Origin of the sequence: Bartonella sp. AP19HLJMH (assembly GCF_042196245.1) — a bacterium.
Classification (GTDB): domain Bacteria; phylum Pseudomonadota; class Alphaproteobacteria; order Rhizobiales; family Rhizobiaceae; genus Bartonella.
Map to the genome: position 1 here is coordinate 266,673 of NZ_JBHIPX010000001.1, position 13,557 is coordinate 280,229.

Annotated in this window: 12 protein-coding genes; 2 read left to right on the forward strand and 10 right to left on the reverse strand. The window is 37.6% G+C overall.

All coding sequences use genetic code 11. The features are described 5' to 3' along the window. Window positions 1-102: 102 nt before the first annotated feature. Both fabI and ACFINR_RS01075 read right to left on the reverse strand, forming a co-directional pair. Window positions 103-921 (reverse strand): enoyl-ACP reductase FabI, encoded by an 819-nt coding sequence (gene fabI, locus ACFINR_RS01070; RefSeq protein ID WP_375619738.1) that lies wholly within the window; start codon window positions 919-921, stop codon window positions 103-105. Between the two features lie 127 nt (window positions 922-1,048). Beyond that, window positions 1,049-1,954: a DnaJ C-terminal domain-containing protein gene (locus tag ACFINR_RS01075; RefSeq protein ID WP_375620646.1), complete on the reverse strand. Its 906-nt coding sequence runs from the start codon at window positions 1,952-1,954 to the stop codon at window positions 1,049-1,051. A gap of 325 nt (window positions 1,955-2,279) precedes the next feature. Here ACFINR_RS01075 and pdxH point away from each other — a divergent pair, with 325 nt between their 5' ends. After that, the gene (gene pdxH, locus ACFINR_RS01080; protein WP_375631578.1) at window positions 2,280-2,903 is read left to right on the forward strand and encodes a pyridoxamine 5'-phosphate oxidase; all 624 of its coding nucleotides are present in this window, start codon (window positions 2,280-2,282) and stop codon (window positions 2,901-2,903) included. Between the two features lie 237 nt (window positions 2,904-3,140). On the opposite strand, the gene ubiA is transcribed toward pdxH, so the two are convergent. Next, on the reverse strand, window positions 3,141-4,145 hold the full coding sequence (gene ubiA / locus ACFINR_RS01085; RefSeq protein ID WP_375652326.1) for a 4-hydroxybenzoate octaprenyltransferase: 1,005 nt from the start codon (window positions 4,143-4,145) through the stop codon (window positions 3,141-3,143). Between the two features lie 90 nt (window positions 4,146-4,235). Here ubiA and purD point away from each other — a divergent pair, with 90 nt between their 5' ends. Beyond that, on the forward strand, window positions 4,236-5,510 hold the full coding sequence (gene purD, locus ACFINR_RS01090) for a phosphoribosylamine--glycine ligase (protein ID WP_375652327.1): 1,275 nt from the start codon (window positions 4,236-4,238) through the stop codon (window positions 5,508-5,510). 1,083 nt (window positions 5,511-6,593) lie between these two features. Here purD and ACFINR_RS01095 read toward each other — a convergent pair. The 7 genes from ACFINR_RS01095 to ACFINR_RS01125 form a co-directional block, all read right to left on the reverse strand. After that, entirely contained in the window at window positions 6,594-7,121 is a 528-nt protein-coding gene (locus tag ACFINR_RS01095; protein WP_375613032.1) for a DUF6101 family protein, read from the reverse strand. Between the two features lie 144 nt (window positions 7,122-7,265). Continuing rightward, the gene (locus ACFINR_RS01100) at window positions 7,266-8,675 is read right to left on the reverse strand and encodes an FAD-binding oxidoreductase (protein ID WP_375613033.1); all 1,410 of its coding nucleotides are present in this window, start codon (window positions 8,673-8,675) and stop codon (window positions 7,266-7,268) included. 2 nt (window positions 8,676-8,677) lie between these two features. After that, window positions 8,678-9,640 (reverse strand): L-threonylcarbamoyladenylate synthase, encoded by a 963-nt coding sequence (locus tag ACFINR_RS01105; RefSeq protein WP_375652328.1) that lies wholly within the window; start codon window positions 9,638-9,640, stop codon window positions 8,678-8,680. Then, window positions 9,637-10,278, reverse strand: coding sequence for a ribonuclease HII (locus ACFINR_RS01110; RefSeq protein WP_375652329.1), 642 nt, complete (start codon window positions 10,276-10,278; stop codon window positions 9,637-9,639). The genes ACFINR_RS01105 and ACFINR_RS01110 overlap by 4 nt, the downstream gene beginning before the upstream one ends. Before the next feature lie 199 nt (window positions 10,279-10,477). Next, window positions 10,478-11,386, reverse strand: coding sequence for a 4-(cytidine 5'-diphospho)-2-C-methyl-D-erythritol kinase (locus tag ACFINR_RS01115; RefSeq protein ID WP_375652330.1), 909 nt, complete (start codon window positions 11,384-11,386; stop codon window positions 10,478-10,480). 237 nt (window positions 11,387-11,623) lie between these two features. Continuing rightward, a complete protein-coding gene (locus ACFINR_RS01120) occupies window positions 11,624-12,472 on the reverse strand; it encodes a S49 family peptidase (RefSeq protein ID WP_375612095.1) in 849 nt (282 codons plus the stop codon). A gap of 192 nt (window positions 12,473-12,664) precedes the next feature. Beyond that, the gene (locus tag ACFINR_RS01125) at window positions 12,665-13,453 is read right to left on the reverse strand and encodes a tRNA1(Val) (adenine(37)-N6)-methyltransferase (RefSeq protein ID WP_375612094.1); all 789 of its coding nucleotides are present in this window, start codon (window positions 13,451-13,453) and stop codon (window positions 12,665-12,667) included. Window positions 13,454-13,557 lie beyond the last annotated feature (104 nt).

Genomic DNA, 13,557 nt, shown 5'->3' on the forward strand with positions numbered 1-13,557 from the left:
GTTGTGTGCTATACACAAAACAGCTCTTTTCTCCCAAATACTCTTGGACACCTTAAATTTGGTCAAATTACTGCTGTCTAATAAAATCTTATAAACCAAACTTTATTCTTTAACGACAGAAATGTCTGGTGCATCAACTGCCTTCATACCTATGATATTATAACCCGAATCGACATGATGGACTTCACCGGTAACAGAACGAGACAAATCTGAAAGAAAATAAAGCGCAGAATCACCAACCTCTTCAATTGTTACCGTACGACGTAATGGAGCATTATATTCATTCCATTTTAAAATATAACGAAAATCACCAATACCAGAAGCCGCTAACGTTTTAATTGGTCCAGCAGATATAGCATTAACACGAATATTTTGGGGACCTAAATCTACCGCTAAATATTTCACGCTCGCTTCAAGAGCGGCTTTGGCAACCCCCATTACATTATAATTGGGAACAACCTTTTCTGCACCATAATAGGTTAGTGTCAAGATTGAACCACCATCTGGCATCAATTTTTCTGCACGCTTCGTTAGAGCTGTTAGGGAATAAACGGAAATATTCATGGTCATCATAAAATTTGATTCGCTGATATCAATATAACGACCACTTAATTCATCTTTATCAGAAAAACCAATAGCATGAACTAAAAAATCAAGTTTTCCCCATTTCTTCTCTATTTCTCTAAAGACCGTATCAATAGAGACACTGTCAGAAACATCACAATGTCCACAAACAAATCCCTTTAATTCTTCAGCCAAAGGCTCGACACGCTTTTTCATTGCTTCACCCTGATAGGTAAAAGCAAGCTCTGCCCCTGCGCCACTTGCCGCTTTAGCGATTCCCCAAGCGATGGAGCGATTATTGGCCAACCCCAAAATTAAACCACGCTTACCGTACAATAAACCATTACCCTTAGCCATCAGCACTGCCCCATTGTTACTTAAAATTAGTATTATTCACCTGCCTATGACACAGGTCAACTTTTTCTTCAAGCAATTGGTTTAAAATCAAACAAAAACTACGCTTTTATATATAAAATTTTTAAAATTAATCTTGTTGCATTTGCAAAAACTGTTCTAGTGCGGCGGCATTTTCATCTCCCGGCAACATAATGCGAACATGCACATAAAGATCATCTCTTGTACCATTTTTTAAACGAAGCCCTTTCCCTTTCAACCGTAAAACGCGATCAGAACTTGACCACGCAGGAATCGTTAAAACCACACGCCCCTCCAACGTCTCAACTTCTTCTTTTGCTCCCAAAACAGCATGTTTAAGAGAAACTGGTAAATCAAGATGGAGTGCTCTTCCTTCAACCCGAAAACGAGGATGTTTTTGAATCTGAATGGTTATTAATGCATCTCCTGCTTGCCCGTGAGGTACCTCTTCTCCCTGACCTTTTAAACGAATAGTCTGTCCGTCTTCAATATAATCTGGCAGTTTAATTTTTAACTTTTTTCCATTTGGAAAAACAGCTTCCACCTTTTCTGCGCCAACCATCTGCTCTAATGTTATGGCAAGATTAGCACGAACATGTGCTCCTTGTTGGGGACGGTTATAGTGTGTGGAATTCGAAAAGCTACCACCTCCTCCAAACAGATCCCGAAAAATATCACTCGCATCAAAACTTGCACCACCTGAAGAGGAAAAATCAAATCCCTTTGCTCTTCCTGAAAAGGGATTTTGTTTATTGCTAAAATTTTCACCAGCACCATAGGCTTGATAAAGCGGTTTTCCTTCCATATCAATTTCACCGCGGTCAAATTGTGCCTTTTTATCTTTATCACCTATAATTTCATAGGCTTGATTAATTTCAGCAAATTTCTCTTTAGCCTTTGTATCATCTTTATTATGGTCTGGATGATATTTCTTCGCTAATCTTCTAAATGCCGATTTAATCTCTTGCGATTTTGCGGTACGTGCCACACCCAGAATCGTGTAGGGATCACGCATATTGCCCTCTTTTCAATTTCTTCGTTTTCAAAATATCAACTGATACGTTGTTCAATATCCCTTATAGCTTCATCAGTCTATTCTAAAGAATAATTTCTTCTTTTCTCTTTATATGTCTATCAATAAACTAAAATACCAGATAAAATGAGATATTTATTTAATATAGCTCCTTGTAGTCTATGCTAAAGTAAAAATAATTAAACTACCATAGAAATACACGATAGCATTGGCTTTTTGAAAATAAGAAAAAATGGTACTGTGACTTCTTGATGATAAAGTAAATGAGAAAATGCCTCACCCATGCTCACTGATATTTGGAGAAACTATGAGCAAAAAAATACCAACAGATGATCATTTTATGCAAATGCAAAAACCTTTTGAACTTTTCGCAAAGTGGCTTGAAGAGGCAACGATAAGTGAAATAAATGATCCGAATGCTATGGCATTAGCAACAGTTGACGAAACAGGACTCCCTAATGTTCGTATGGTTCTCCTCAAAGACTACAGTCCCCAAGGCTTTGTCTTCTATACCAATTATGAAAGCTGTAAAGGACAAGAAATTTTAAAATCAATGAAAGCATCCTTAGGTTTTCATTGGAAATCGCTCCGTCGTCAAGTCAGAATTAGAGGAATTGTTGAAAAAGTAAGTCAACAGGAAGCCGATGCCTATTTCCAATCGCGACCACGTGGTAGTCGAATTGGTGCATGGGCATCTAAACAATCTCAACCTTTAGACAATCGTTTTGTGCTCGAAAAAGCAATTGCTCAATATACTGCGCGTTATGCTCTAGGCAATATTCCACGACCACCTTATTGGTCTGGGTTTCGTGTTAAACCCCTTTCTATAGAGTTCTGGTGCGATCGCCCATTTCGTTTACATGATCGTCTGCTTTTTACACGCGATTGTATTGAAAACAATGATTGGAAAAGACAAAAACTTTATCCCTAATCCTTCAAACTTCATCGTTATGAAGATTTTTTCTTCGCAACAATTAAACAAATATTTTTTATTCGAAAAATTCTAAAAGAAGATGATTTATTTTATTTAAATAGAAGAATTTTATTTTCACTGTAACAGTTGATTAGTAATATTTTCTACTGTATTGCTTAAAAATAGATTAGCAACAAGCTTATTAAAAAAAACATACTGTATTCAGTAGAAACTATGATTTTAGCTAACTTATTTTTAGACCGCAGGATAAAATATCATCCATATACCCCCACATACTAAACCAGCAAAAATCACAAAACCAATAAGCGAATTAGATTTGAAAAGCCTGAGGCATTGTGAACTGTCATCTATATCAATGACTTTAATTTGAATAAACATATGGATGCTTGCCACAAAAATCCCCAAAAAACTAAGAACAGGGACTCCAGCTAAATAAAATGCTAGACTAATGAACATCACAAAACCACCATACAAAAATACTAAAGCACGCTTGGTTGCTTTACCAAAAAGAAGAGCCGTAGAACGGACACCAACAGTAACGTCATCTTCTTTATCTTGATGTGCGTAGATTGTGTCGTATCCTATAGTCCACAAAATTGATCCCACATAAAGCAAGATTGGTGCCCAGCTTAAACTTCCAAAGACAACAGCCCACCCCATTAATGCCCCCCAATTAAATGCAACGCCTAAAAAAAACTGCGGCCAATATGTTACGCGTTTCATAAAAGGATAAAATGCAACAGCTATTAATGACGAAATACCTAGAAAAAAACTAAACCTATTAAATTGTGATAAAACAACTAAACCAACAAAACATTGCACAAGGATAAAAACTCTCGCTTGAAACCGACTCACATGACCTGTTGGCAATGGGCGAGAACGTGTCCTTTCTACCTGAGCATCAATTTTATGGTCAATAAGATCATTCCAAGTACATCCTGCCCCTCGCATAGCAATAGATCCCAGAAAAAAAAGAAAAAGATACCAAACCCAATGAAGAGACATTGATAAAAGAGTATCGTAATGCATGTTATAAGAGAAAAAAGCCATTGTTGTTGACCAAAAACAAGGCCACATCAACAATTGCCAACCGATAGGTCGATCCCAACGCGCCAATTGCGCATAAAACCATAAAGAACGGGGAAGGAAGCTGTAGACCCATTGTTTGGAAGATGCATCCATAACCCGTCCTTGGCTATCATAGGACTGAACATGCGCGATATTTTTATTTTTTTTCATCAAATGATTTACCTTTGGTCTTGCGATAGAGACATTTCATTCTTATGAGAAGGGGATGAGATTAATTATCTTTTATGAGAGGAGCAAGCAATGAATATTCTTCTTATTGGCTCAGGTGGACGAGAACATGCTTTAGCATGGAAAATAGCAGCATCACCACTGCTAACAAAGTTATATTGTGCTCCTGGAAATCCTGCAACAACAGAATTTGGTGAAAATATTAATTTAAACATTGATGACCATCCCCTTGTTATTGATTTTTGTAAGGCACATTCTATTGATCTTGTAATTGTAGGACCAGAAGCACCCTTGGTGGCGGGTATAACAGACTCTCTTAATAGCGCTAACATCTGTGTATTTGGTCCTACTCAAAAAGCTGCTCAACTAGAAGGTTCAAAAGCCTTTACAAAAGATTTATGTCGGAAGAATAACATTCCTACAGGAAGTTACCAATGCTTTAATGATGCCTCTAAAGCTAAAGCTTACATTCAGCAACAAGGTGTTCCCATTGTTATTAAAGCTGATGGCTTAGCAGCTGGCAAAGGTGTCGTGGTTGCAACAACTATGGAAGAAGCGTTTAACGCAGTTGATGCCTGCTTCAAAAGTACATTTGGAGATGCAGGAAACAAAATTGTTGTAGAATCTTTTCTTGAAGGTGAAGAAGCAAGCTTCTTCTGCCTTTGTGATGGTAAAGTTGCTCTTCCTTTTGGATCTGCTCAAGATCATAAACGTGTAGGTGATGGGGATACTGGAGCAAACACCGGTGGTATGGGTGCTTATTCACCAGCGCCCATCATGACCCAAGAAATAGTGAATCGTACTCTCAAAGAAATTGTTGAACCAGCTTTAAAAAGCATGAAAGAAATGGGCGCCCCCTTTAAAGGTATTCTCTTCGTCGGATTAATGATAACGCAAAAAGGACCCGAATTAATTGAATTTAACGTACGATTCGGTGATCCTGAATGTCAAGTTTTAATGATGCGCCTCAAAGATGATATTTTGCCAATTTTTCTTGCTGCTGCTCAAGGAAAACTTGAAAATAAGCCTCTTCGGTGGTCTGAAAAAGCTGCTCTCACCGTTGTTATGGCTGCTAATGGTTATCCAGACTCTCCCCAAAAAGGTACTGTTATCCGTAACGTTGATCAAGTAAACTCTCTTCCCGATGTGAAAGTTTTTCAAGCTGGTACAGTGTTGCGTGATGGAGAACTCATTGCAAATGGTGGACGTGTTCTCAATATAACTGCAACAGGAAAAACGATTACGCATGCACAAAAACGTGCTTATGAAGCTGTTGATTGTATTGATTGGCCAGAAGGTTTTGTTCGTCGAGATATCGGATGGAGAGCCGTTGCGCGAGAAAATTAAATCCTTTGAATATTCTTTTTTTACGATTTTATTATTTTATATAAGAGCATGATACAAAAATTTTCTCACTGTTTTACGTTGCCATAATTTTGAAAAAATAAGTGTGCTTTCCTTTGAACAATCAAATATTGTAAATAGGATATCTACTCATGATAAAATAGGAAAATTTTCTGAATCTGAAGATGTAATATAAAATAATCATTTTACTGTTGTCTTTACTTTAAACGCATTTTCTCATCATTTTTATAAACACTTTCTTTCTTATAAAATCCTGAGGAAAAACGTATATACTATCATTTCTTTTATTTATCGCGTTTTTAGTGAAACTCCGCTTTTACGAAAAATAAAATGCCCAAAAAAGATAGTTATGTTATTCACATACAAATTCTTAAACAATATCTCTCATGCTTATCATTCCCATTTTACGACACTACCTGCAAATAGTATAAATCCATTCTGCCAGCTTTCTGGAATAAAAATAAAAACCTATACCATCATTGTATTTTCCAATTCTCAATATTACGATAACCCTTTCTATCTAAATGATTTTGATTATAAAAGAGAGATGAAATAAGAATATTCTGCAATATTCAAAGCTTTCATTCAACATGGAGAAATGATTTATAAAAAAAATTCAAAAACACTTCCAGTAATCTTCTGGTGTTTTTAATAATGTGGCAAAAACCCAAAATTATACCGCAAAAAAACAGTTTCTATTGTTATGAAAACCGTTTTTACCTCTCTGAAAAAAGCGTTCTACATCATCGATTCCTGCTGCCAATGTATGGTGTCAAAAAACTCTCATTTACAATCATTGACTTTCTCTTTGTTTTCAAGAACCAAAAGTCACACCAAATCCCGTCTGTAAAGGTCTGAATTCTCATTAAGCGGGTTCCTCTTGCTTCCCACTCATATGCTGCACTTACACAAAGACCTACAAGCAAACTTAGAATATTCGCCATATCTTCTAAAAACACTTCATGTGTGAAGTTTACATGCCTTATGTTACCTCCCCAAACAACGATGTTTTACAGCACAACAAGATAAATGCTGACGGTCGTACAAAAATGAATGCATGTTAATTTACTGGAGTGCAATTCGATTCGCAATCACCAAACGCAAGCCTAACGGATTGCTATAACGAAGTAAAAAATGCTTTTGTTTAGAATGTGCTGTTGTACCAAAAAATCGATGTAAATCAGAACGATCTTTTACAACCAGAATGCGATTATCTTCATTGATCATAAGCATGGGAAGGCCATAAGTATCCGCCCATAACCGCCAATCCAGAAGAACATTATTCAAATCTCTGGAAACCAAAAGCGGTATACAAGCTTCCTCATCGGTATGAAGTAATTCTAATGCAACAGCTCTTTCTCCTGAACGCGTTTTTACGGTACGTGCTGCAATTCCTTGAAAATGATAAGGGGGTATTAAATGCGATAAGCTTGAAGGCATATCCGTTTTAAAAGAAACACCACGCTCATTTAACGAACAAATAACCTGATTACCCGTTTTGGATGAAAAATATGTCGTCGTTTGTGGCAAATGGCACGGATCTAACCGAAATTCAAGCACCGCTTTTGCCTGATTAAAGCATTGATTAGCCATATACATTATCCCAATTTATCTTAAATAACATACACCCTTTAGCAGCTTTTTCTCATTGGATTATTAAAAGTTTGAATAAAAAACAACTGGTTTCTTTTTTGGTTATTAAAATCTAAACAAAAATGCATGATCACCATTCTTGAATTATAATACTTTTCCAGGATTCATTATCCCTAAAGGATCGAGTGTTTTTTTAATCCCTTGCATAATATCCAATGCGACAGGCGATTTAAAAGAACGAAGTTCTTCGCGCTTAAGCTGACCAATTCCATGCTCAGCAGAAAATGCACCTCTATAGTCCACCACTAAACTATGAATGCGATGATTCATTGTTGACCATAACTGCAAAAACACTGTCGTATCAGCTCCTACAGGTTGTGTAATATTATAATGTAAATTTCCATCGCCCATGTGTCCAAAACAAATCACCCTTGCTCCTGGAGCAATATCTTCAACAATAAGCGCTGCCTCAGCAATAAAATCAGGAATAGAAGCAAGTGGGATTGCAATATCATGCTTAATGGACCCTCCTGCTAACTTTTGTGCTGATGATATACTTTCTCGTAATTGCCAAAAAAAATCTTGCTGTTTTAAAGATTGCGCAACAACTGCATCTTCTATCACCGCATTCTTTAAAGCTTCTTCTAAAATAGTACTCAATACCGATAACGCCTCATCATTGCCTTGCAACGATGAAATGTTCATTAATACATACCATTCATGTTTCCGCTGAAGAGGAGGCTTCTCACACATCTTATAATCTAAAGCCATTTGCAAACTGAGATTTCCCATGAGCTCAAAACCTGTCAACATCCCTCCTCCATATTCTTGAGCCAGAGATAAAAACTCTAAAGCCTTCGCCGGACTATATAATCCCACCAAAGCAACAGCTTTTCCTTTTATTTTTGGAAACATCTTCAAAACGGCTGCAGTTATAACTCCCAATGTGCCTTCTGCACCAATAAAAAGATCTTTTAAATCGTAACCGCTATTGTCTTTTTTAACAAAACGCAAATCATCTAAAATACGCCCATCCGGTAAAACAACTTCTAAACCAAGACAAAGATCACGCATATTGCCATAAGCTAAAACAGCTGTCCCTCCAGCATTCGACGAAAGATTGCCTCCTACTTGGCAAGAACCTTCAGATGCCAAAGAAAGAGGGAAAAAACGACCTGATTCATCCACTTTTTTCTGTAAATCCTGTAAAATAACACCAGCCTCTACAACAACAAAATTTCCCTCAAGATTTATAGCTCTAATCTTATTTAATCGCTCCATGGATAAAAGAACGCTCCCTCCTCCTTCATCTGGTTGTTGTCCCCCCACAAGCCCTGTATTTCCACCCTGTGGCACAATCGGTGTGCGCGTTTTGCTCGCGAACTGCATAATCGATGAGACCTCTGCGCAAGAAGATGGACGTAAAAGTAAAGGTGTTTTTCCATGAAAAAGCCCACGCTCTTCAAGCAAATACGGTGCAATCAAAGCTTGATCCGTTATAGCATGCTTAGCACCAACAATTTCCCTAAACCCTTCAATTAATTCCTGCTCCATGTTCATTTCTCCTTTGGAGCCGCAGCCCGTATAAGACGATCATTGATAGCCTCTCCTAATCCGTATGATGGAATAGGTTCTACTGCGATACATCTCACTTTAAATGAATCTAATTCCTTCATATATTGAAATAAATGAGAGGCTGCCTCTTCCAACTTTCCATCTTCGCTAAGGTTTAAAATAGAAACGGCATTTTCAGCCCCCATAACACGCTTTGAACCAAATGCTAAAAGCGCTTCACCATTTTCCACCTTTTCTACATTCAAACGAACCGTAGCATTGGGAGCATAATGCGATTTTAACATCCCAGGAGCTTCAATCGCCGCCCTTTGATCTATCCGTTTTAAAGGCTTCCCCACAACCTCTTCAATTTTATCAGCCGCAAGCCCCCCTGGACGCAAAAGATAAATATTTTCACCACAAATTTTAATAATCGTTGATTCCAGCCCTATTTTAGCAGGTCCTCCGTCCAATATCAAAGGAACAGATTCCCCCAAAGATGCAAAAACAGCCTCAGCTGAAGTAGGGCTAAGACGCCCCGATTGATTCGCACTAGGAGCAGCAAGTGGACGGCCAAAATGTTGTACCACTTCCGCAAAACGACTGTCTGGAAAACGAACAGCCAAGGTATTCAAACCAGAGGTTGTTAAAGGATGGATATTATGCTGTTCCTTTAAAGGCAAAACCAATGTCAAAGGCCCTGGCCAAAATTCCTTTATTAATTGGCGTGAAAGAAAGTCAATTTTAACATAACGTTCCGCCATTTCGATGCTGCTAACATGCGCAATAAGAGGATTAATTTGTGGACGACCCTTTGTAGAATAAATAGAAGAAATTGCCCTCCTATTGGTTGCATCGCCCGCTAATCCATAAACAGTTTCTGTTGGTAACGCTACTAACTTCCCTTGTTCAAGAAGCGCTATTGCCTCTCTTATCGAAGCACTATCGAGTGGTAAAATCGTCATGACACATCATTTCTATAACACTCTTTTAGTGGTGCAAAACTATAACGATGTAACCCTATAACTGGTCCATATTTATCAAGAGCTGTACGATGCGCTAGCGTTGCATAACCTACATGCTTCTCTAAACCATACCCTTTATAAACTTGTCCTGTACATTCCATCATCCGATCACGCGTTACTTTCGCAATAATAGATGCGGCTGCAATTGAAACTGAACGCTGATCGCCCTTAATCAATGCCATTGCAGGACAGGACAACTCAGAAGGAATATCACGCCCATCAACAAGGACATAGTGGGCTGGAATGGCTAATCCTATAATACAGCGACGCATTGCTTCTAAAGTTGCTTTTCTAATATTAGATTGATCAATTGTACGAGCACAAAGACTGGCGACTGAAACCGCTAATGCACTTTGCAAAATTTCATGATAAAGTCTATTTCGTTGGAAAAAAGAAAGTTTTTTTGAATCATTTAACCCATTAGGAATACGATCTTTATCCAAGATAACGGCTGCTGTTACCACAGGTCCAGCGAGAGGACCCCGTCCTACTTCATCAACACCTGCTATGTGAAAAAAACCCTGTTTTTGCAAATCCAATTCGCACGAAAAATTTGGTTGAAGCGGCAAATTAAACATCTTTGATACATCACAAATACAACAAACATACATCTATTTCTGTAGCCTGATCATTTTTTGCAAGCATTACAGTTTTAAATGGCTCTTCAAACATTCCACGAATTCTTGCACAAAAAATAAAAAAACACATTTCTTTGGTTACCCTCTTTTATTATGTATAATAAAATCATGATAAAATAAAAGCTTTTATATTTATTTATCAAATATTTCCTAAAGTCATGATAGGTTTTACAAACCAATTTGGGTGCATTGATTTGATAAAAAGAGCTGCTTGTTGCGCCGTTTGTTTATTTTTAAAAATGCCAAAGCAAGTTGCTCCCGTTCCAGACATACGGGAAAAAAGAGCCCCACATTCATCTAATATAGATAACACTTCAGCTAACTGAGGTGCTATTTTTAATGCAGGAGAAAAAAGATCATTACGCGTTTCTTGTAAAACTTCAACTAATGAATCAACACTCTTTAAAGCGTCTGTATTAATTTTTAAAGAAGGATTATGACGCTTCTCTAACGCTTTAAAAACAGCTTGTGTTGAAATCTCTTGTCCATGATTAACCAATACCATTGCTAATGAACAAGCTTCTTTTATTTGTATCATCTCTTGACCAATTCCTTTGACCAAAAGCGGCTGCTGATATTCTAATGCACAAAGGCACATGGGAACATCAGCACCAAGAACTAAGCTCTTTTTTGCTAATTCTTCGTAAGGGCAATCAAGATTCCACTGCCGACGCAACATGCTGATAACCCCAGCTGCATCACCTGAGCCACCACCAATGCCTGAAGCAACAGGTAATGTTTTTACAAGCCGAAAAAAAGCAGGTTGAGCACATTCCGGAAAAGTCTTATGCATAAAGTCCCTTGCGCGAATAACCAAATTGTCTAAATGAGAAACAAGCCCTTTTGCAAACGACCCCGTCAAAACAAACTGATTATTTTCACAAGGTGCATAGTGTAGACAATCACCGCTAAGACTAAAATAAACCAAACTTTCTATTAAATGATACCCATCAGCACGTTGCCCCACAACATGTAGAGCTAAATTCAATTTAATAGGTGTAAATAAATAGGAATGTCTTTGGAACGAAGTTTGTACATTTGATATCATATGACGTAATATTCACTTACATAGGGTTCTTTTAAAAATTTCCCCCTTTTACCCATACTTTTAGCACGAGCCCTATAAACAGCTTGGAATATTCTTAATCGTTTTCTAAAAAACAATAAATATAAAGAGTTCTCATACAAAATAAACGACATGTTCTCATTCGTATCATTGCAAGCCTTTTTTCTTCTAGTATCTGTTTTTAGATAAAAATCTCTCTGGCTTGAATGATCCTTTCCATCACAAACCATAACGCTGCCAAAGAGCTCGCTCTTCTGCTGCCATCAATGCACTATCAACGACTGTATAAACCGTATGTGCCGTCACTCCTGAAGGCGTTTTAGGTCCTAAAAAACTTTTTGGAGGCATAATAAGTCGAAGTTTTGCATCATTACCAAAGCGCTCCTTAATAACAGAACGTACATCATTCAATCCATCAACCAGACCAAGCCCAACGCTTTGTTTTCCACTCCAAAACATTCCTGTAAAGAGATTCGAATCATCTGATAATTTTTCAGCACGCCGTTCTTTAACCAAATCGATAAAAGTTTGATGCACTTCAAGTTGGAGAGATTTCAAATGCTCAATATCCGCCTTTTTTTCTGGCTGAAATGGATCTAATGTAACTTTGTTCTTTCCTGCTGTGTATACACGCCGTTCGATACCAATTTTCTTCAAAAGTTCCGGAAAACCAAAGGAAGCTGAAACCACTCCAATGGAACCAACAATTGAAGAAGGATCTGCAAAAATTTCATCCCCTGCACAAGCAATCATATAACCACCAGATGCTGCAATATCTTCAATAAACACAAGAACCTTTTTATTTTTTTCTTCTGCCAAGTCACGAATGCGCTTGAAGATAAAACGCGATTGTACAGGTGAACCACCAGGAGAATTAATAATAAGTGCAACAACCGGTGACTTTTTGTGTGCGAAAGCCTTCTCTAAAAGATTTGCACACCTACTGAGGGAAAGGGTACGAGATATAGATGCTGATGAATCCATAATTGCTCCTTGAAGGCGCACCACAGGAATTTCAAGTTTATCGGAAGAAAAACGGCGTGGAATAAAACTTTTAATAAAATCCATCAAAACAAAATCTCCTTATAAATTAAGAACAATTAAATAGGCAAGGACAACAAAAAGGAACAACGTGATACCATCCAAAAGCGCCAATCAACCCCCACATTACAATCAGAAATATAACTTCACCCAAAAGCTAAGCCTCCCTAATGACAAAGTGTAGACTTTAAATAATAAACTAAAAAACACAAGATACTATTAGAAAAGTTCCCACAAGCTTATATATCCATTATTAATTGCATCAACTCGAGGTGAAAAAGTATGGTCATTACCTTCATGTATAACCAATGCCGGTAAAATAGATAAAGCTGCTCTGCTTCCTCGTTTTGCGTAAAATAAAAGACGAATTGCTGCTGTTTTCGCACGGGCATGCACAGGAATTATACAAATACCACCAAAACGCCCTTCTAAAGCATGCAAGATATCTGTCAACGATTGTGGACGTGCAATGAGCCCTAAGTATCCACCTGGCTTAACAATAGCTGCTGCACTCCGCAACCAGTTATCAAACATTGCTTCAGACATAACATGTGCTTCAGATTTTTGTTTATCAGGTGTCTTACGATCGGTGGGATTATTAAAAGGTGGATTCATAATCGCAAAATCAAAGCTATTATCTATCAAACCTGCTTTTATACGGGCATTCCCTTTGAAGGTAACATCTGCTTCTAGCAAACAAATTCGGCTAGCAAATTGTTTATTTTGTTTTAGCATAAGCGTTTTTTGAGCGTAAGATACCATAAAAGCTGAACGTTCAACTAAGGTAACATGAACTTTCAGACAACGCGAAGCAACAGCCAAACCCGCAGCTCCAGCACCTGCACCTAAATCAACAACCTTGCCCTTTAAATCACTCGGAACCAAACTAGCTAATAACATCGCATCCATTCCAGAACGATGACCATATTTATGGGGTTGAACCAAATAAAATTTTCCGCGGTGAAAACTGTCAATTGTTTCACCACTCTGATTCGCTGCTTTATCCATTTAAAAGCCTAATGCTCACCTTTATAAATTGCATTTTTGCCATTCAGCTACTATTTTAAATTTTTTATTATTTCATAACAATAAGATTACACTCGCTAAAGAAC